Source organism: Nonomuraea sp. NPDC049625 (assembly GCF_040675285.1).
Lineage (GTDB): Bacteria > Actinomycetota > Actinomycetes > Streptosporangiales > Streptosporangiaceae > Nonomuraea > Nonomuraea angiospora_A.
In genome coordinates, this window is sequence record NZ_JBFAOQ010000003.1 from 78,429 (window position 1) to 98,122 (window position 19,694).

The following is a 19,694-nucleotide window of genomic DNA, read 5'->3' on the forward strand; positions in this document are numbered from 1 at the left end:
ACACCTTCGCAAAGAGACCAGAGACGATCCCAACCGAGGCTCCCGCCACAAGCGCCAGCGTGACCGCTTCGCCGATCCCAGCCGGCCTCGCCTCGCATCGCCTCGCATCGCCTCGCATCGCCGAGAATTCCGGCTTCCTGTCGGGCAATCAGGGGGCGAAAGCTTTCGGGAAGGCGCCCGAGCGAAGCGAGCACCTTTGGTTCGGGGCGGGCGTCAATCGCGTCACCACCCAGATGGGCAACGGGTGGGTGAGCCCGCCGCACCTACTCTGACCGGGGGTCAGGGCCAGGTCTTCGCCTCCGCCTCGAAGCGGTCGCTCTCCGCGGGCAGCACGCAGAGCAGGTGCCCGCCGGGCACCCGCAGGATGCGGCACTCCTGCCACCGTGACACCTCCGTCGCGCCGAGCGCCAGCAGCCGCCGGGTCTCGGCCTCGACGTCGTCGGTCTCGATGTCGAGATGGAGCCTCGGCGCGTCGTCCACCGCCTGGACCGCCACGTCGAGGCCGGGAACGGCACCGTGCAACGAGGTGAACTGCTCGTACCCGGGAAGCGGGTGCGCGCTGGCCCCCAGCGCCGCGGCCCAGAACGCCGACGCCTGCTCGGCCTCGGACGCGGGGGTGTCGATCAGAAGGGCATAGACCCGGCTGCGATGCATGTCGATCATCCTAGCCCGGGAGAACATGTCCGAAATGTCGCTTTATGCGAAGTTTCGACTGCTCTGTGTGCATAAACGGCATATGTCCGGGTAGCGCCGTTGGAGTGGCTCCTCGGAGGAGGAAACCGTGGACATCAACATAGGCCAAGGCATTGAGGCCGCCTGGCGGCAGATAGCGACGTTCGTTCCGAAGTTGGTCGCGTTCCTGGTCATCCTCATCATCGGATGGATCGTGGCCAAGGCGCTGCAGAAGATCGTCGACAAGGTGCTCGAGCGCGTCGGCTTCGACCGGGCGGTGGAGCGCAGCGGCGTGCGGCGCTGGCTGGAGCAGAGCAAGTACACCGCCCGGAGCCTGCTCGCCAAGATCGTCTACTATGCGATCCTGCTGGTCACCCTCCAGCTGGCCTTCAGCGTGTTCGGGCCGAACCCGATCTCGTCGATGCTGAACAGCGTGGTGGGCTGGCTGCCCGCGGCCCTGGTCGCCATCGTGATCATCGTGGTGGCGGGCGCCATCGCCATGGGAGTCAGGGACATCATCGCCGGCGCGCTCGGCGGGCTCACCTACGGTCGCTGGGTGGCGACCGCCGCGGCGGTCTTCATCTGGGCGCTGGGCATCATCGCCGCGCTCAACCAGATCGGGGTGGCCACCACGGTCACGACTCCGGTGCTGATCACGGTCCTCGCCACCATCGGCGCGATCGTGGCGATCGGCATCGGTGGCGGGCTCGTCCGCCCGATGCAGCAGCGCTGGGAGCGCTGGCTGAGCCGGATCGAGCGGGAGGCCCCGCAGGCCAGGGCGCACGCGGAGGCGTACCAGCGAGGGCGTGAGGACGCCCGCACGATGGCAGGGGAGCCTGTACGCACCACCCCGGCGACCCCGGGAGCTCCGGGCGCTCCGACCACCCCGAGCACCCCGCCGCGCTCCGAGATGCCTCCGGACTGAACCGTCCGCCCGCCTGACCCGGGCCGATCGGTCAGGCGGGGAGGCCGTCTTCCAGGAAACCCGCTTCGCGGGCCAGCCAGCAGACCGCCGTCAGCCGGAGCGCCGCCGCGTCCGGCTCGCCGGTGAAGACCCAGTCGCGCTCCCGCAGCTCGTCGAGGAAGCCCAGCAGGTAGTCGCCCAGGGTCTCCCGGTCCAGCGGGATGGCGTCGCGCAGCACCGCCGCGTGCTGGTCGACCGCGGCGACCAGGCCGGGGTCGCCGTCCATCCGGGCGAGCTGGGCATCGCCCAGCGTGTTCATCAGCCAGCGCAGGGGCGAAATCGCCCAACCATCCTCAAAGACCACCAAACAACCTTAAAGCATCCCCCAAGGTCAGCGACCCTCCGCGTCGATGTCGGCGAGCGTGCGGCGGGCCACCGCGAAGGCGGCGTTGGCGGCCGGAACCCCGCAGTAGACGGCCGTCTGGAGCAGCACCTCCTTGATCTCCTCGCGCGTGAGCCCGTTCCGCAAAGCCGCGCGGACGTGCATGGCGAGCTCCTCCATCTGCCCCCTGGCCACGAGCGCGGTGAGCGTGACGCAGCTGCGGGCGCGCCGGTCCAGGCCGGGCCGGTTCCAGATGTCGTTCCAGGCGTAGCGGGTGATGAGCTCCTGGAAATCGCGGGTGAAGTCGGTGGTGGCGGCGACCGCCCGATCGACGTGCGCGTCCCCGAGCACCTCCCGCCTGGTGCGCATGCCCGCCGCGAAGGCGTCCTCGGCGGGCTCGTCGCGGCGCAGGTGGCCCAGGACGGCGGCGGTCACCGCGTCGGGGCGCTCCACGTTGGCCAGGTGCGAGGCCCTGGGCACCACCGTCAGGGACGCGCCCGGGATGTCGCCGGCCAGCGTGAGCGCGTGGTCGAGCGGCGTGGCCGGATCCTCGGAGCCGGCGATCACCAGCGTGGGCGCGGTGATCTCCCCCAGGCGGCCGGTCAGGTCGAAGGCGGCGATGGCCTCGCAGCAGGCCGCGTACGACTCGGCGTCCACCTCCACGAACCGGTCGAACACCCCCTGGCCGTCGAAGCCGGGGGTGAACCAGCGGGTCCTCAGCGTCGGCACGAGCGCCGCCAGACCCTTGCCGCGCACCAGCGCCGCCCGCTCCAGCCACGGCCCCGGCTCGCCGAACTTGGCCGACGTGCAGCACAGCACCAGGCTGCGCACGCGGTTCGCAGCCTTGACGGCGATGGTGGAGGCGATCGCGCCGCCGAGCGAGACGCCGCCGACCGCGAACCGCTCGTCCCCGACGAGTTCCAGCACGGCCCGCGCCAGGTCGTCGATGGTGAACCCGGCCGCGGCCGGTGCCGAGCCGCCGTGGCCCGGCAGGTCGTACCTGAGGACCCGCCAGGACTCGGTGAGCGCGGGGAGCTGGGGCTGCCAGATCTCCATCGTGGTGCCGAGCGAGGGCCCGAGCACCAGCAGCGGCGCGCCGGCCGGGCCGTCGATGCGGTGGTGGAGTTTCACGGTTGCTCCCGGTAGGTGGCGAGGATGCGATCAACGAGCTCGGGGGCCGCCCCCAGGTAAGCCGCAGGATCGAGCAGTTCGGCGTGGTCCTGCAGCGGGCCCTCCGCGGACAGGGCCTCGTCGAGCGCCTTGCGGTCGAGGTGGGCGGCCAGGCGCTCGGCGAGCAGCTGGCCTCCGGTCAGCTCGGCGTTGGCCCGCATCCGGTCGGGGAAGACCCGCAGCCCGGCCACCAGCTCGGCGGCGGTCTCGGCCGCGCCGCCCGTCAGGCGCAGCGCCTCGCGCAGGGGCAGCCACTCCGCCTGCCAGGCCCCCGCGGCCCGCTCGTGCTCGCCGACCTGCCCGAGGATCTGCGCGTACGCGGGCACCTGGAACGCGGCCGACCGGACCAGGACGGACAGGGCGGGATTGCGTTTCTGCGGCATGGCCGACGAGGAGCCGGCCGACGACTCGGCCACCTCCCCCACCTCGGTCTGGGCCATGAGGACGATGTCGGTGGCCGGTTTGCCGAGCGCGCGGGCCGTGGCGGTGAGCGCCGCGCCGAGCTCGGTGACGGGAGAGCGCTCCGCGTGCCACGGCATCGGGGGCGCCGCCAGCCCGATCTCCTCGGCGAACACCTCGGCCAGCAGCAACGCGGTGCCCGCATCGGCACCCCGCGCGCCCGCTGCCGGGGAAGACGCGCCGGATGCCGGGGAAGACGCACCCGCGTGCTCGGCGAACGCGGCCAGGGTGCCGGCCGCGCCGCCCAGCTGGGCCGGCAGCCGCAGCTCCCGGAGCCGGGCCCGGGCGCGCATGAGACCGGCCAGCCACCCCGCCGCCTTCAGCCCGAACGTGGTCGGCACCGCCTGCTGCCCCAGCGTCCGCGCGGCCATCACCGTGTCCCGGTGCCGCTCGGCCAGCTCGCTGAGATCCCGCATGATCGCGCTCAGATCGCCCACGATGCCGCGGATCGCCCGCGTGGCCACCAGCATGGCGGCGCTGTCCAGGATGTCCTGGCTGGTCGCCCCCCGGTGCACGGACGACGCCGCGCCCGGCACGGCCCGCCGCAGGTCGGCCACCAGGGGCACGACCGGGTTGGCCGACTGGCGGGCCCGCCGGGCCAGGTCGGCCGAGTCGAGCACCAGCGTGGCGGCCGTCCTGTCGATGGCCGCGGCCGCCTCAGAAGGGATGAGGTCCAGCCGTGCCTGGGCGCGGGCGAGCGCCCCCTCGGCCTCCAGCATGGCCCGCAGCCAGGCCGCGTCCGAGGTGATCGCCTCCGCCCGCGTCCCCGCCCAGACCGGGGCGAGCAAGCCGCCGTCAGAACCCACGCGGTCCACCTCCTCAGTCAGGCCATCATTCACGGCAGGCCCACGTAGTTCTCGGCCAGGGTGGTCGCCGCCGCCTCCGACGAGGTCACGTAGTCCAGGTACGACAGCTGCAGCCGCCGCGCGTACGGGTCCTCGTCCTCGAACGTGTGCAGCAGCGTCGTCATCCACCACGAGAAGTGCTGCGCCCGCCACACCCGCTTCAGGCACGCGTCGGAGTAGCCGTCGAGCAGCCCGGTCGAGCCGTCGGCGAAGTACGCGGCCAGCGCCTCGGTCAGCACGCGGACGTCGGCCACGGCCAGGTTGAGCCCCTTGGCGCCGGTCGGCGGCACGATGTGGGCGGCGTCGCCGGCGAGGTAGAGCCGCCCGTACTGCATGGGCTCGGCCACGAACGCCCGCATCGGCGTGACGCCCTTCTCCATGATCTCGCCGGTCGTCAGCGTGAAGCCGGGCACGCTCTCCAGCCGGGCCTTCAGCTCGGCCCAGATCCGCTCGTCCGGCCAGTCCTCGACCCGCGCGTCCGCCGGGACCTGCAGGTAGAAGCGGCTGACGGTGGGCGAGCGCATGCTGTGCAGGGCGAAGCCGCGCTCGGTCCTGGTGTAGATCAGCTCTTCCGACGAGGGCGCCACCCTGGCCAGGATGCCCAGCCAGGCGAAGGGATAGTCCCGCTCGTAAACGCTCAGAACGCCCTCGGGGATGGCCGGCCTGGACACGCCGTGGAAGCCGTCGCACCCGGCGATCACGTCGCAGTCGAGCCGCTCGCCGCCGAAAGTCAGATAGGGATCGGACTCCAGCGAGTGCGCCTCCACGTCCTCGACCTCGAACCTGATGTCGCCGCCCGCCGCCAGCCTGGCCGCGATCAGGTCCTTCACCACCTCCTGCTGCCCGTACACGGTGATGGACCTGCCCGGCACGAGCTTCTCGAACGCGATGCGGTGGCCCGCGCCCCCGTACCTGAGCTCGATGCCGTGGTGCGGCAGCCCCTCGCGCAGCAGGCGCTCGCCGACGCCCGCCTCGACCAGCGTGTCCACCGTGCCCTGCTCCAGCACCCCGGCCCGCACCCGCCGCTCGACGTAGTCGCGGCTGCGCTTCTCCAGCACCACGGAGGTGATGCCGCGCAGGTGGAGCAAGTGGGAAAGGAGCAGCCCGGCGGGGCCTGCCCCGATGATCCCGACCTGAGTTCGCATGAGGGAAGCATCCTGCCTTGACCGCGCTTGGCCGAGATTCTCCTTCCACTCAGTGGAAGAATGGCTCCATGGCAGGCGGGGCCCGGGAGGGCGGGCGCTCGGTGACGTCCAAGGTGCTGGCCATCCTGGGCGCGTTCGACTCCGCCCATCCGCAGCTCACGCTGACCGACGTGGCCCGGCGCAGCGGGCTGCCGCTGAGCACGGCGCACCGGCTGGTCGCCGAGCTGGAGGAGTGGCAGGCGCTGAGCCGCGCGCCCGACGGGCGGCTGCGGGTCGGGCTGCGGCTGTGGGAGCTGGGCCAGCTCGCGCCCGGCCGGCTCCACGACCTGGCCCATCCGTGGCTGCAGGAGCTGTTCGCGACCACGCGCGAGAACGTGCACCTGGCCGTGCGCGACGGGCTCGAGGTGCTGTACGTGGACAAGGTGTACGGCCGGCGGGCGGTGCCGATCGTGTCGCGGACGGGCGGCCGGCTGCCGATGCACCCGACGGGCGTGGGCAAGGCGCTGCTGGCGTACGAGCCGGACTGGTTCGTGAAGTCCTACCTGGCGCGCAAGCTCGAACGGCCCACCCCGCACACGATCACCGAGCCGGGCCGGCTGGCCAGGGAGCTGGCCGTCGTGCGGGCCCAGGGGTACGCGCTGACGTACGAGGAGATGACCCTGGGCACCTGCTCGGCGGCGGCGCCGATCCTGGTGGACGGGCGGCCCGTGGCGGCCCTGGGCATCGTGCTGTCCTCGCGGCGCGCCCGCGAGCTGCCCCAGCTGATCGACCCCCTGCTGAGCACCGCGGCGGCGATCGCGACGGCTATTCCCCCAGCCGCTGGATCCGGTCCTTGAACAGGGTCGTGGCGATGGCCGCCTTGTGCGGCTGCCCCTTGAGGAACGCCTGCGCGAAGCTCTTCGCCTGCTCGTAGGTGACCTTGGCCGGCATGGGCGGCTCGTTCGGGTTCACGTCCACGTCCACCAGCGCCGGGCCGTCGTGCGCGAGCGCCTGGCCGATCGCCATGGCGACGTCCTCCGACTTGGTGACCTTGGCCCCGAACCCGCCGCACGACCTCGCCCAGGCCGAGAAGTCGGCCTCCGGCTCCGGGAAGCGCACCCCGTGCTCCGGGTAGCCGAGCACCATCTGCTCCCACAGGATCTGCCCGAGCGAGTTGTTGTTGTTGATGATCACCTTGACCGGCAGCCGCTGCTGGACCGCCGTCAGGAACTCGCCCATCAGCATCGTGAACCCGCCGTCGCCGACGTACGCGATGACCTGCCGTCCGGGATAGGCGTGCTGCATGGCGATGGCGTACGGCAGCCCGGGGGCCATCGTCGCCAGCGTCCCGGACAGGTAGAACTGGCGCTCGCCGCGGATCGTCCAGTGCCGGGCGGCCCAGGTGGCGATGGTGCCGCTGTCGCAGGTCATGATGGCGTCGTCGGTGGCGAGCTCGTCCATGATGGACACGACGTACTGGGGCGCGATGGGATCCCGGTCCGGGTTCTCCAGAGCGTCCATGTCGGCCCGCCACTTGTCCATCATCTCCTGATATTTCCGCAGGTGGGCGTGGCGGTCCCGGGCGGTGAGCAGCGGCAGCAGCGCCCGCAGCCCCTCCTTCGCGTCGCACACCACGGGCACGTCGGTCGCGATCCGCGCCCCCGCCCTGGTCGGGTCCGCCTCGAACTGCACCACCCGCGCCTGCTCCGGCAGGAACTTGGAGTAGGGGAAGTTCGTGCCGACCATGAAGAGCACGTCGGCCTCGTCCATCAGCTCCTCGCTCGGCCGGGTGCCGAGCAGCCCGATCCCGCCCGTCGTGTACGGCGAGTCGTCCGGGATGACCGCCTTGCCGGGCAGCGTCTTGGCCACGGGAGCACCGAGCGCCTCGGCCACGGCCAGCACCTCCTGCCGGGCGTGCAGCGCCCCCTGCCCGACGAGCATGGCGGGGCGCCGGGCGTTGTTGAGCACCTCGGCCGCCCATTCGACGTCCTCCTGGCGCGGCAGGCCGGACGGGCGCAGGTAGATGGGCGCGGTCTCCGGCGGCCGCGCCGGTGCCACGGCCCGGTACGGGGCCATCCCCGCCTCGGCCACCTGCAGGTCGTTGGGCAGCGTGAGATGGGCGACCCCGCGCCGCGCGTAGGCGGTCCTGATCGCCAGGTCCACCAGCGAGGGCAGCTGCGCCGGGTTGGTGATCATCATGTTGTACTCGGCCACGTCCTCGTACAGCCGGTCGAGGTGCACCTCCTGCTGGTAGCCGGTGCCCAGCACGGACGTCTCCTGCATGCCCGTGATCGCCAGCACGGGCACGTGGTCCAGCTTGGCGTCGTAGAGGCCGTTGAGCAGGTGGATGCCACCGGGCCCCGAGGTGGCCAGGCACACGCCGATCCGGCCGGTGGCCTTGGCGTAGCCGGTGGCCATGAAGGCGGCCGCCTCCTCGTGGTGGACGAGGACGAAGCGCACCCGGTCACGGTGGCGCCGCAGCCCTTCCATGATGCCGTTGATGCCGTCGCCCGGCATGCCGAAAACGGTGTCGACACCCCACTCGGCGAGCCGCTCTACCAGGGATTCCGCTGCGATTCGAGCCATGGGAGCCGCTCTACCCCGCTCCGCAGGTCGCAGACGCTTTTACCAGATTCCTTGTCATTTCTAGGCATTCGCGGGTAGAGGGGCGTCATGCGCATTCTGGTCACGGGAGCAACGGGCACGCTGGGGGGCGCCTTGGTGCCCGCACTGCTCAGGTCGGGCCACCGGGTGCGGGCGCTGAGCCGTACCAAGCGCGAGAGCCGCGGGAACGTCGAGTGGATGTGGGGCGACCTCGTCTCCGGCAACGGTCTCGCGGAGGCCGTGCGCGACGTGGACGTCATCGCGCACCTGGCCACCGGCGGCCGCAAGGGCCGCGGCGCCGTGGACGTGGCCGGGACGCGCAAGCTGGTCGCCGCCGCCCGCCAGGCGGGGTACCCGCACCTGCTGTACGCCTCGTGCGTCGGGGCCGACAGCGTGGCCAGCGGCCACCTCCGGCACAAGCTGGAGGCCGAACGGCTGATCTCGGAGAGCGAGCTGGGCTGGACGATCCTGCGCTCCACCCACTTCCAGCAGACGCTCGACCGGCGGCTGAGCGACTTCGAGTCGCTCCCCGTGCTCGCCGTGGACCGCTCGATGCCCTGGCAGCCGGTCCACACGGGCGAGGTGGCGGCCCGCCTCAACGAGCTGATCGCCGCGGGCCCCGCGATGGACGAGATCGAGTACGGCGGTCCCCAGGTGCTCAACACGGACGAGCTGGTCAGGACCTGGCTGGAGGCCAAGGGCCTGCACCGCCCCTGCCTGCCCGTGCGCTTCCCCGGCAGCCTGTACGCGGCCCAGCGCGCCGGCGAGCTGCTGACCGACGCCGAGCCCAAGGGCCGGATCACCTGGCACGACCACCTCTTCCCGCAGCCGGTCGAGGTTTCCGACGACTTCGCCTCGGAGCACACCGCCTCGCCCACCAGCCCCGCCAACCAGCCGGAGCAGGACCCCGACCTGCACGTCTACGGAGGCGACGAGGGCTACGAGCGCCCCACCCGCGGCTGACTCCTTTACGTAGTCGTTACGTAACGCCCCCTTGATGGGCATTCGGCTACCTATGTACGGTCCTTTCATTGCCACTTAACAACTTGTTCAGTGCAGCCAATCGAGAGGTTCGATGACGGAGTCGGAGAACGCCCGCTTGGGTGCGCGAATCCGCGCCTACCGCAACATGCGCCGCATGACCGTGCGCGCACTCGCGGCGGAGGCCAGGGCGAGCGCGAGCTTCATCAGCCAGCTGGAGCGCGGGCAGACCAGCTCCAGCATCGGGATGCTCAGGCGAATCGCCTCGGCTCTCGGGCTCACGGTCGCGGATCTGTTCAACGAGGAGGACGAGGTCGGCCACCGGGTGGTGCGCCGCGACGCGCGTCCGGAGCTGCACACGGCTCCCGGCACGCGCAAGTTCCTGATCTCCCAGCGCCCGCTTCAGAACGTGGAGGTGTACGCCGGGGAATTCGATCCGGGCTCGTCCACCGGGGACGAACCGTACACCCACGGCGACTCCCAGGAGATCTTCCTGGTCATCCGCGGGCGGATCACTCTCTGGCTCGGACCCAACGGCTCCGCCGCCGCACACGTGCTGGAGCCCGGGGACAGCGTGGAGTACCGCACGTCGGTCCCCCACCGGATCGTCAACGAGAGTGACGAGACCGCCGAGGTCCTCTGGGTGGTCGCCCCACCTACTACATCCTCCTGAACCCCAGCTACACCTGCCCTAGGGGGTAACCCATGCCGAAGCACCCAGCGCGACTGGCCGCCATGGCCGGCGTCGCGGCTTCGCTCCTGCTCGCGACCGCCTGCGGAGCCGGCTCGGCGGCGCCCGCCTCGATCGATCTCGGGTCGGGGCCCGCCAAGTCGGGCACGATCAAGAAGGACGCCCTGAGCGGCCTCAACATGACCTTCGTCTCCTACGGAGGCGTCTACCAGGAGGGCCAGCAGAAGGCGGCGGTGGACCCGTTCGCCCAGGAGTCGGGCGCCAAGATCCTCCAGGACGGCCCGACCGACTACGCCAAGATCAAGGCCCAGGTCGACTCCTCCAACGTCACCTGGGACGTGATCGACGCCGACTCCATCTGGGCCGATGCCCAGTGCGGCAAGCTGCTCCAGCCGCTGGACTACTCGATCATCGACAAGTCCAAGGTCCCCGAGGGCCTGTCCGCCCAGTGCACCGTCCCCGCGATGCAGTACGGCATGGTGCTCGTCTACAACAAGGACAAGTTCGGCGCCAACCCGCCCAAGGGCTGGAAGGACTTCTTCGACACGACGAAGTTCCCCGGCAAGCGCGCCATCTCCGGCAACCCCGGCGACTCGGCGCCCGGCCCGTTCGAGGGCGCGCTGATCGCCGACGGCGTGGCGCCCGACCAGCTCTACCCGCTGGACGTCGACCGGGCGACCAAGAAGCTGCAGTCGGTCCGCTCCAACCTGGTCTTCTGGAAGACCGGCGCGGAGGCCCAGCAGCTGCTGGAGTCCGGCGAGGTGGACATGGGGATGGTCTGGAGCGGCCGGGCCTACGCCGCCGTCAAGAACGGCGCGCCGTTCCAGATCGCCTGGGACCAGTGGATGCCGATCATGGACTCGCTGGCCGTGCCGAAGAACGCCAAGAACCCGAAGGCGTCGATGGCGCTGATCAACTACTACCTGGGCGCTCAGCAGCAGGCCAAGCTGACGGAGCTGACCTCGTACTCGCCGATCAACACCGACGCCAAGCCGAGCCTCGACCAGACCGGCCAGGCGTTCCTGACCACCGCTCCGGGCGTCCCGGAGAAGGCACTCAAGATCGACTCCAAGTGGTGGGCCGAACACCAGCCGGAGATGATCGAGAAGTGGTCGGCCTGGCTCGGCGGCTGATCGCGGATGGCCTCCACCCTGCAGGCGGTAGCCCCGCCCGCCGCCGCCAGGCAGCCGGCGGACCCTGAGCGCCGCCCGGCGCTCCTGGTCCTGCCGGCGCTGGTGGCGCTCGCCGTCTTCTTCCTGTTTCCGCTGATCTCGATGGTGATCAGCGCGTTCACCGATCCGGTGCCCGGTCTGGGGAACTTCACCTGGTTCTTCAGCGAGTCCCAGAACCTGCGGGTGCTCGGGCGCACGTTCACCACCGCCCTGTGGGTGACGGTGGTCGCGCTGATCCTGTCGTACCCGTACGCGTACGCCATGACGATCGCGGGCCCGCGGGCCAGGGTCGTGCTGACGCTGCTGGTGCTGGTGCCGTTCTGGACCAGCCTGATGGTGCGGACCTTCGCGTGGGTGATCCTGCTGCAGGACACCGGCGTGGTGAACGACCTGCTCGGGACCATCGGGCTGGGTCCGTTCAGCCTGATCCGCACCCAGACGGGCGTCGTGATCGGGATGGTGCAGCTGCTGATGCCGTTCATGGCGCTGCCGCTCTACGCGGTGATGAGCGGGATCGACCGGCGGCTGCTCACCGCGGCGGGCAGCATGGGAGCGCGGCCCGTCAAGGCGTTCCTCGACGTCTACGTGCCGCTGTCGCTGCCCGGGGTGTCGGCGGGGTGCCTGACCGTGTTCATCAGCGCGCTCGGGTTCTACGTCACGCCCGCGCTGCTCGGCTCCCCCACCGACGCGCTGCTCTCCCAGCAGATCTTCACGCAGGTCAACGGCCTGCTGAAGTGGGGGCGCGGCGGCGCCATGGGCGTGGTCCTGCTCGGGCTCACGCTGGCCATGATCGCGCTGCTGGCGGTCACGCTGCGCCGCGCAGGGAAGAAGGTGACCGGATGAGCGCCCGGGTGGGACGCGGGGCGCTGTGGGCGTTCTGCGCGCTGGTCGGCGTCTGGCTGGTGGCCCCCGCGCTGATCGTGGTGCCGCTCAGCTTCACCTCGAAGGCGTCGCTCAAGTTCCCGCCGGACGGCTGGTCCACCCGCTGGTACGAGCACTTCTTCGGCGACCCGGCCTGGATGTCGGCCCTGTGGACCTCGCTCGAGGTGGGCCTGCTGGTCACCGTCGTCGCCACCACGCTCGGCACGGCGGCGGCGCTCGGCCTGACCCGGGCCAGGATGCGCGGGCTCGCGCTGGTCCAGGGGTCGATGCTGGCCCCGATGATCGTGCCCGGGGTCGTGCTGGCCATCGGCGTCTACGCCGTGTTCCTGAAGCTGCAGCTCGTCGGGACGCTCATGGGCTTCGTCATGGCGCACACCGTGCTGGCGCTGCCGTTCGTGATGATCCCGGTGACCGCGTCGCTGAGCGGGTTCGACCGGCGGCTGGAGAGCGCGGCGGCCAGCCTGGGCGCGGGCCGCTGGACCACCTTCCGCACCGTGACGCTGCCGCTGGTCGCCCCCGGCGTGGCCGCGGGCGCGCTGTTCGCGTTCGTCACGAGCTTCGACGAGGTGGTCGTCTCGCTGTTCATCCAGAGCCCCTACCTGCAGACCCTGCCGGTGAAGATGTACGCGAGCGTCACCCGCGAGACCGACCCGACCATCGCCGCGGCGGCCACGATGATCATCGTGCTGACCACGAGCCTCGTCCTGATCGCCACCTTCTTCGTCGCCAGGAGGTCACGTGCCCACCAGTAACGATCTCGCCGCCCGCGGCGCCGGCATCGAGCTGACCGGACTGACCAAGCGCTACGGCGACTTCGTCGCCGTGGACGACGTCTCGCTGTCGATCAAGCCGGGCGAGTTCATCACGCTGCTCGGGCCGAGCGGCTCGGGCAAGACGACCACGCTGAACATCATCGCCGGCTTCGACCACCCCACCACCGGCGAGCTGACCGTGGACGGGACCGCCATCGCCGCGACGCCCGCCCACAAGCGGGACATGGGCATGGTCTTCCAGCACTACGCCCTGTTCCCGCACATGACGGTCGCCGAGAACATCGCGTACCCGCTCAAACAGCGCAAGGTGCCCAAGGCCCGCCGCGCCGAGCTGGTCGCGGCCGCGCTGGCCACCGTCCACCTCGGCGAGTACGGCCACCGCTACCCGCGTGAGCTGTCCGGCGGACAGCAGCAGCGCGTGGCCGTGGCCCGCGCCATCGTCTACAGCCCGCGCGTGCTGCTGATGGACGAGCCCCTGGGCGCGCTGGACAAGAAGCTGCGCGACTGGCTCCAGCTCGAGATCAAGCGCATCCACGGCGAGCTCGGCACCACGTTCGTGTACGTCACGCACGACCAGGACGAGGCGCTGGTGCTGTCGGACCGGATCGCGGTCTTCAACCGCGGCCGCATCGAGCAGGTCGGGCCCGCCGAGGAGCTGTACGAGCGGCCCGCCACGCTGTTCGTGGCCCGCTTCCTCGGCGAGTCGACGATCCTGCGCGGCGACGTCACGCCCGACGGCATCGGCGTGTGCGCGCGGCTGCTGCGGGCGCCCGGCAGCCTGCCCGGCGGCCCGTCCGACAGCCTGGCCAACAAGGCGGGCGCGCTCGTCGTACGCCCGGAGCGGCTGGCCGTGCGCGAGGCGGGTTTCTCCCCCGATTCGGAATGGAACGCCCTGCCGGCCACCGTCACCGGCGAGATTTACCTGGGCTCCAGCAGGAAGCTGGAGCTGAGGCTGCCCGACGGCTCGTCCGCGCTGGTGCGCGAGCAGGCCGGCAGCCTCAGCGACGCCCGTGGCGGCGACGAGGTCACCCTCACGTGGCGCGTCGCCGACTCCGTCCTGCTGCCCGACTCGCCCGATGTGGAGGCTGTGCTCACGTGAAAGGCATCCCGCTCACCAAGGACTTCGCCAACGGCGGCGTCTCGTTCTGGTACCGGCAGATCGGCCTGCCGGACCGGCGTCCCCCGCTGCCGGGGCCGCGCTCGTACGACGTGGCCATCGTCGGCGGCGGCTACACCGGCCTGTGGACCGCGTACTACCTGAAGAAGGCCGAGCCGGGGCTGCGGATCGCGATCCTGGAGAAGGAGTTCGCCGGCTTCGGCGCGTCGGGGCGCAACGGCGGGTGGCTGTCGGCGGAGTTCGCCGGGTCGCGCAAGCGGCACGCCAAGGCGCGCGGCCGGCAGGCGATGATCGACCTGCAGCACGCGATGTTCGACGCCGTGGACGAGGTCATCGAGGTGACCCGCGAGGAGGCCATCGACGCCGACATCCACAAGGGCGGCCTCATCCACGTCGCGACGAACCCGGCCCAGCGGCGCCGGCTGCGCGCCGAGCTCGATGACCTGCGCACCTGGGGGTACGGTGAGGGCGACCTGCGGCTGATGGACCGCGACGAGCAGCGCGAGCGCGTGCAGGTGGCGGGCACCCTGGAGGCCACCTACTCGCCGCACTGCGCCCGCATCCAGCCCGCCAAGCTGGCCGTCGGCCTGGCCGAGGCGGTCGCCCGGCTCGGGGTGGACATCTTCGAGGACACCACGGTCACGAAGATCATCCCGCGGCGGGACGGCAGCCAGGCGGCGGCGGTCACCACGCGCGGGGCGGTCACGGCGGACTACGTCATCCGCGCCACCGAGGGCTTCACCGCCTCGCTGGCCGGGCAGCACCGGCAGTGGCTGCCGATGAACAGCTCCATGATCGTCACCGAGCCGCTGCCGCCCGAGGTGTGGAAGCACATCGGCTGGCAGGGCAACGAGCTGATCGGGGACGAGGCGCACGCCTACATCTACGCGCAGCGCACCGCCGACGACCGCATCGCGATCGGCGGCCGGGGCGTGCCCTACCGGTACGGCTCGCGTACCGACGTGCGGGGCGCCACGCAGCCGCAGACGGTCGCGCTGCTGTGGCGGATGCTGGTCAAGCTCTTCCCCGCGGCGGCGGACGCGCGGATCCAGCACTCCTGGTGCGGTGTGCTGGGCGTGCCGCGCGACTGGTGCTCGACGGTGCACCTGGACCACGCGACCGGCCTCGGCTGGGCGGGCGGCTACGTCGGCAGCGGCGTCACCACCACGAACCTGGCCGGCCGCACCCTGCGCGACCTGGTGCTGCGCCAGGACACCGAGCTGACGGCCCTGCCCTGGGTGGGACGCCAGGTGCGCCAGTGGGAGCCCGAGCCGCTCCGGTGGACGGGGGTGCAGCTCATCTACGCGCTCTTCCGCGCCGCCGACCGGCAGGAGAACGACCACGGCACCACGACGTCGCCGTTCGCGCGGCTGGCGAACCTGATCTCCGGCCGCTGACGCGTCTCCCCCGGAGCGTGCTCAACGCTCCGGGGATCCGGCGCCGCTCAACGCTCCGGGGCCCGGCACGTGCTCAGCGCTCTGAGGGCCCGGCGCCGCGCCAGGGGTCGTAGTCGACCTCCAGCGGCTCCTGCGGCGGCCGCTCGGCCTCCGGCACGTGCTGGAGGTTGACCCGGATGCGATACCACACGCTGCTGCGTCCCCGCATGCCGTCGACCAGCACGTCGGCGGGCTCCAGCCGGGCGGCGACCGCCGGGTGCCGGGCCTTCCACCGCTCGAACCCGGCCAGCGCCTCCTCCTTGTGCTCCGCCCGCGCGATCTCGATGACGGGCATGGTCTGCTGCCGGCCCCCCGTGCCCTTGGGTGGCTTGGGCGCGGGCCCGAGCTCCTCGGCCAGCGCCAAGAGCCCGTCGAGCGAGCCCGGGTGCAGGTCCATGTCCTCCCACGGGTCGCCGGCCTCGGCCAGCCGCTTGGCCACGGTGTCGATCGTGAACGCCTCGGGGCGGCAGCCGGGCACCTCGTCCCAGGTCAGCGGCGTCGAGACCCGGGCGTCGGGCACGGCCCGCACGGAGTAGGCGGAGGCCACGGTGCGGTCGTAGGCGTTCTGGTTGAAGTCGACGAACACGCCGTGCCGCTCCTCCTTCCACCACCGGCTGGTGGCCAGCTCGGGCGCGCGCCGCTCGACCTCGCGGGCCACCGTCTCGGCCGCCTTGCGCACCTTGGCGAACGGCCAGCGCCGCTCGATGCGGGCGTAGACGTGGAACCCTCGCGAACCGGACGTCTTGGGCCAGGCGACCAGCCCGTGGTCGGCCAGCACCTCGCGCGCCACCTGCGCGGTGGCCAGCACGTCGGCCCACTCGACGCCCGGCACCGGGTCGAGGTCGATGCGCAGCTCGTCGGGCCTGGACAGGTCGTCGGCGCGCACCGGATGGGGGTTGAGGTCGACGCACCCGAGGTTGACCACCCACAGCAGCTGGGCCAGGTCGGTGCAGACGACCTCCTCCGCGCTCAGCCCCGAGCGGTATTTCAGCTCGGCCACCTCGATCCAGTCGGGCCGCTTGGCCGGGGCGCGCTTCTGGAAGAACGCCTCCTGCTCGATGCCGTGCACGAACCGCTTGAGCACCATCGGCCGCCCGTGGACGCCCCGCAGCGCCGCCTCGCCCACGGCCTGGTAGAAGCGGATCAGGTCGAGCTTGGTGTGGCCGGACTGCGGGAAGACCACCTTGTCGGGGCTGGTGACGCGGACCTCGTGACCCGCGACCTCGATGTCAGGCATACGGTCACGATACGCGGGGCCACCGACAAGGCTCAGGGCGCCAGCTCGGCGCGGCGGGCGCGGCTGCGCGACTCCAGGTAGGCCAGGCCGAGCTGCCGGTGCCTGGCGATGGCCGCCCGATTGTGGTCGAGCGCCTGCTCCGTACGCCCGAGCCGGAGCGCCAGCTCGGCCAGCACGTCCTGCACGCAGCCCAGGGCCGCGCTGCCCGTGCCCAGGACGATGGGCTGGTCGGCGATCGGCAGCAGCCGCTCGTACATCTCCCCGGGGTCGGGGGTGCCGAGCTGGGCGGCCACCAGACCCCAGACCGGGAAGAAGAAGTCGGCCGACCAGTCCTCCCGCAGGTCCACGCCCCACCGCCCGAGGAGTTGCCGCGCCTGTTCGGTGCGGCCGACGTCCAGGGAGGCCAGGATGGCGAGCGGGCGCACCATGCTCATCAGCGGCTGATCGCCCGCGGCCACCAGCTCGTCCAAGAGCTCCGCCACCCGGCCCTGGCCGCGCCGGCAGGTGTAGAGGACGCCGAGGCGGCGGGCCTCCTGGCCCCACAGGCTCGCCCCGAAGGAGATCTTGGGGAAGTGCTCGGCCAGCGCCTCCGCCTCCGCCCATCGGCCGTGCAGGGCGTGGTCGGCGGTCTGCGCGACGCGGACCATGGCCTCCAGCTCGGGCCGGGCGACCTCGTGCAGCAGGTGCTCGCAGCGGGCCAGGTCCCTGCTCCACTCGGCCAGCTCGCCCGCGCGCAGCAGGCACGCCATGCGCAGCACCCGCGCCACCAGCCTGGCCTCCCTGGGCAGTCCGGGAATGGCCAGCATCTCCTCGGCCGCCGCCAGCCGCTCGGGGTTGCGGCCGGGTACGAAGCTCGCGATCACGTAGTTGTTGAGCGCCCTGGCCAGCAACATGGGGTCACCGGAGAGGCGGGCCAGGCCGACCGCGTCGAGCGCCAGCCGCTCACCCTCGGCGCGCCGGGGGCCGTAGTGCAGCTCGATGCCGAGCGTGCCCAGGAGCGCGGCCCTGGACCGGTCGTCGAGGTCGCCCGCCAGGAGATCCTCCAGGATCGCGACCATGTCCTCGTCCACGATGCCGTACGGGCGCCAGTTCCACACCGACAGGCCGCCGAAGACCGAGACCGCCGCCACCAGCGCGTCCCGGTCGCCGAGCCGCTGGGCCTGGGCGACGGCCTCGGTCAGGTCGCGGTAGGTGCCTTCGGCGTCGCCCGTGGTGCGCCGGGCCTGGCCCAGCTCGGTGAGCACGCGGCAGCGCTCGGGCGAGTCGCCGGGCGGCAGGTGGTCGAGCGCCAGCTCCCACAGCTGCACGGCCTCCTGGTAGCCGTGGCGTTCCGCGGCCTGCGCGGCGGCCCGGATGGCGTACGTGACGGCCTTGGGCGCGCCGCCCAGCCGGGCCGCGGCGGCGAAGTGGCCGGCCAGGATCGCCGGGTCGGCGCCGGGCAGGGTCTCCAGGTGCCCGGCGGCCCGCAGATGCAGGCGGGCGCGGCCGAGCCGGGTGAGGCCCTGGTCGAGCGCCTGCCGTACGAGGGCGTGGGAGAAGCGGTAGTCGGCGGCCCCGGCCGGCATCTCGGCCAGCAGCCCGGCGGCCAGCGCAGGCTCCAGCCGCGACATGACCTCCTCGACGGGGCGGTCCACGAGGGCGGTCAGCAGGTCCAGCTCCACCTCCCGGCCCGCGACCGCGGCGGCTCTGAGCAGGTCCCTGGTGGGCTCGGGGAGGCGGGCCAGGCGGCGTTCGATGACGTCGCGGGCTCCGGGCGGGACGAGGTGGCGCTCGCGTTCGGGCAGGCGGAGCAGCTCGGTCAGGTAGAACGGGTTGCCGCCCGAGCGGTCGAGCAGCTCCTGCGGGTCGGCCGCCACGTCGCGCAGGCGCAGGTAGTCGCGCACGCCCGAGGCGTCGAACGGCGCCAGCGGCAGCCGGCGGCCCTCCCTGGCCAGCGCGCCCAGGGTCTCGCGCAGCTGCTCGGGGTGGTCGCCCGGCTCGGGCCTGAGCGTGGCCACGACGAGCGCGGAGGTCCTGGCCAGCTCGCCGGCGACGTGGCCGAGCAGCTTCAGCGAGGAGGCGTCGGCCCAGTGCAGGTCCTCCAGCACCACGAGCAGGGGGCCGGTCCGCAGCTCCGCCAGCACGGCGTCGTACAGGTCGAACAGCTCGGCCTGCGGGGACGGCGGGATCAGGCCCGCGCGGGTCCACGGCCAGAACGCGGGGGCCGTGCCGCCGTCGAGGCTGCGGCCCCACTCCACCCGGAAGCCCCTGGCCGTGGCCAGGTCGGCGACGGCCCTGGCCAGGCTCGTCTTCCCGATGCCCGCCTCGCCGGTGACCAGCGCCAGCCCGCCCCTGCCGTGTCGGGCCCGCGCCAGCAGCTCCTCCAGGACCCGCAGCTCGCCCTCCCTGGCCACGAGCCTGTCGGACCCCGGCCCTGCGGGGACAGGCGCGGGAGCGGGGTCCTGGATGTGCGCCGGGTTGAGCTTGGGGCCAGGGTCGAGCTCGGGCGCCTGCTCGAACACCGCCTGCTCCAGCCGCCTCAGCTCGGGCCCCGGCTCGATGCCCAGCTCGTCGGCGAGCAGGGCGCGCACCTTGCGCAGCGCCGCGAGCGCGTCGGCCTGGCGGCCCGCCCGGTACAGCCCGAGCACCAGCAGCCCCCACGCCCGCTCCCGGTACGGGTGCGCCTCCGTCAGCGCCTCCAGGTCGGGCACGCTGGCCTCGCCGAGCGCCAGCCGGGCCTCCAGCCGGTCCTCCTCGGCCACGAGCCGCAGCTCGTCCAGCCGCGCGGACGCCGCCGGCGCCAGATCGGGGAACTCGGCCAGCGGCTCCCCCCGCCACAGCGCGAGCGCCCGGTCGAGCGTCCGCGCGCCCTCCGCGTGCCGCCCCTGCCTGACCAGGCGCGCCCCGTCGGCAGCCCACGCGGCGAAGCGGCCCACGTCCGTCTGGCCGGGCGTGACGTCCAGCACGTAGCCGGGCTCGCGGGTGAGCAGCACCCGGGGCGGCGTACGCGGCTTGCGGTCCGGCTCCAGCACCCGCCGCAGATGCGAGACGTACGCCTGCAGCGTCGCCGTGGCCTTGGCCGGCGCCTCCCCCGCCCACAGCTCCTCGATCAGCCGGTCCAGCGGCACGACGCGGCCGGGCTCCAGCGCCAGCCTGGCCAGGACCGCCCGCTGCTTGCGGGTGCCGAGGTCGAGCCGGTTGCCGTCGCCGTCGTCCACCTCAAGCGGACCGAACAATCTGAACTCCACGAACCCCAAGTCAACCTC

Annotated in this window: 17 protein-coding genes; 9 read left to right on the forward strand and 8 right to left on the reverse strand. The window is 72.3% G+C overall.

All coding sequences use genetic code 11. From position 1 onward, the window contains the following. Positions 1 to 279: 279 nt before the first annotated feature. Positions 280 to 654, reverse strand: a complete 375-nt coding sequence (locus AB0J87_RS13920; protein WP_363965216.1) for a VOC family protein — start codon at positions 652 to 654, stop codon at positions 280 to 282. Between the two features lie 127 nt (positions 655 to 781). Here AB0J87_RS13920 and AB0J87_RS13925 point away from each other — a divergent pair, with 127 nt between their 5' ends. After that, entirely contained in the window at positions 782 to 1,597 is an 816-nt protein-coding gene (locus tag AB0J87_RS13925; RefSeq protein WP_363965218.1) for a hypothetical protein, read from the forward strand. Between the two features lie 31 nt (positions 1,598 to 1,628). On the opposite strand, the gene AB0J87_RS13930 is transcribed toward AB0J87_RS13925, so the two are convergent. From AB0J87_RS13930 to pobA, 4 genes are read right to left on the reverse strand one after another with little or no spacing between them, the layout of a single operon-like run. Then, the gene (locus AB0J87_RS13930; protein ID WP_363965220.1) at positions 1,629 to 1,940 is read right to left on the reverse strand and encodes a DUF6401 family natural product biosynthesis protein; all 312 of its coding nucleotides are present in this window, start codon (positions 1,938 to 1,940) and stop codon (positions 1,629 to 1,631) included. Between the two features lie 27 nt (positions 1,941 to 1,967). Further along, positions 1,968 to 3,089, reverse strand: a complete 1,122-nt coding sequence (gene pcaC, locus AB0J87_RS13935; RefSeq protein ID WP_363965222.1) for a 4-carboxymuconolactone decarboxylase — start codon at positions 3,087 to 3,089, stop codon at positions 1,968 to 1,970. Next, on the reverse strand, positions 3,086 to 4,393 hold the full coding sequence (locus tag AB0J87_RS13940; protein WP_363965224.1) for a lyase family protein: 1,308 nt from the start codon (positions 4,391 to 4,393) through the stop codon (positions 3,086 to 3,088). Before AB0J87_RS13940 ends, pcaC begins: the two co-directional genes overlap by 4 nt. Positions 4,394 to 4,422: 29 nt before the next feature. Then, positions 4,423 to 5,577, reverse strand: a complete 1,155-nt coding sequence (gene pobA, locus AB0J87_RS13945) for a 4-hydroxybenzoate 3-monooxygenase (RefSeq protein WP_363965226.1) — start codon at positions 5,575 to 5,577, stop codon at positions 4,423 to 4,425. Between the two features lie 68 nt (positions 5,578 to 5,645). Between pobA and AB0J87_RS13950 the strand changes: the two genes are divergently transcribed. Beyond that, the gene (locus AB0J87_RS13950; RefSeq protein ID WP_363965228.1) at positions 5,646 to 6,413 is read left to right on the forward strand and encodes an IclR family transcriptional regulator; all 768 of its coding nucleotides are present in this window, start codon (positions 5,646 to 5,648) and stop codon (positions 6,411 to 6,413) included. Here AB0J87_RS13950 and AB0J87_RS13955 read toward each other — a convergent pair. Beyond that, entirely contained in the window at positions 6,382 to 8,142 is a 1,761-nt protein-coding gene (locus AB0J87_RS13955; RefSeq protein ID WP_363965230.1) for a thiamine pyrophosphate-dependent enzyme, read from the reverse strand. The genes AB0J87_RS13950 and AB0J87_RS13955 overlap by 32 nt on opposite strands. A gap of 87 nt (positions 8,143 to 8,229) precedes the next feature. On the opposite strand from AB0J87_RS13955, the gene AB0J87_RS13960 reads away from it, so the two are divergent. The 7 genes from AB0J87_RS13960 (at position 8,230) to AB0J87_RS13990 (ending at position 15,173) form a co-directional block, all read left to right on the forward strand. Continuing rightward, positions 8,230 to 9,123 (forward strand): NAD(P)H-binding protein, encoded by an 894-nt coding sequence (locus AB0J87_RS13960; protein WP_363965232.1) that lies wholly within the window; start codon positions 8,230 to 8,232, stop codon positions 9,121 to 9,123. A 112-nt stretch (positions 9,124 to 9,235) separates the two neighbouring features. Next, the gene (locus tag AB0J87_RS13965; protein WP_319711353.1) at positions 9,236 to 9,814 is read left to right on the forward strand and encodes a cupin domain-containing protein; all 579 of its coding nucleotides are present in this window, start codon (positions 9,236 to 9,238) and stop codon (positions 9,812 to 9,814) included. 32 nt (positions 9,815 to 9,846) lie between these two features. Continuing rightward, the gene (locus tag AB0J87_RS13970) at positions 9,847 to 10,965 is read left to right on the forward strand and encodes an ABC transporter substrate-binding protein (protein ID WP_363965234.1); all 1,119 of its coding nucleotides are present in this window, start codon (positions 9,847 to 9,849) and stop codon (positions 10,963 to 10,965) included. 6 nt (positions 10,966 to 10,971) lie between these two features. Then, entirely contained in the window at positions 10,972 to 11,847 is an 876-nt protein-coding gene (locus AB0J87_RS13975; RefSeq protein ID WP_363965236.1) for an ABC transporter permease, read from the forward strand. Continuing rightward, complete coding sequence (locus AB0J87_RS13980; protein WP_192786195.1) at positions 11,844 to 12,638, forward strand: ABC transporter permease; 795 nt, start codon at positions 11,844 to 11,846, stop codon at positions 12,636 to 12,638. Before AB0J87_RS13975 ends, AB0J87_RS13980 begins: the two co-directional genes overlap by 4 nt. After that, entirely contained in the window at positions 12,625 to 13,758 is a 1,134-nt protein-coding gene (locus AB0J87_RS13985; RefSeq protein WP_363965239.1) for an ABC transporter ATP-binding protein, read from the forward strand. Before AB0J87_RS13980 ends, AB0J87_RS13985 begins: the two co-directional genes overlap by 14 nt. Continuing rightward, positions 13,755 to 15,173, forward strand: coding sequence for an FAD-binding oxidoreductase (locus AB0J87_RS13990; protein ID WP_363965241.1), 1,419 nt, complete (start codon positions 13,755 to 13,757; stop codon positions 15,171 to 15,173). The genes AB0J87_RS13985 and AB0J87_RS13990 overlap by 4 nt, the downstream gene beginning before the upstream one ends. A 73-nt stretch (positions 15,174 to 15,246) precedes the next feature. Here the strand turns inward: AB0J87_RS13990 and ligD are convergent, their stop codons facing one another. After that, positions 15,247 to 16,449, reverse strand: coding sequence for a non-homologous end-joining DNA ligase (gene ligD, locus AB0J87_RS13995; RefSeq protein ID WP_363965243.1), 1,203 nt, complete (start codon positions 16,447 to 16,449; stop codon positions 15,247 to 15,249). A gap of 32 nt (positions 16,450 to 16,481) precedes the next feature. Beyond that, positions 16,482 to 19,664 carry a BTAD domain-containing putative transcriptional regulator gene (locus tag AB0J87_RS14000; RefSeq protein ID WP_363965245.1) on the reverse strand — a complete coding sequence of 1,061 codons (3,183 nt, stop codon included), beginning with the start codon at positions 19,662 to 19,664 and terminating at the stop codon, positions 16,482 to 16,484. Positions 19,665 to 19,694 lie beyond the last annotated feature (30 nt).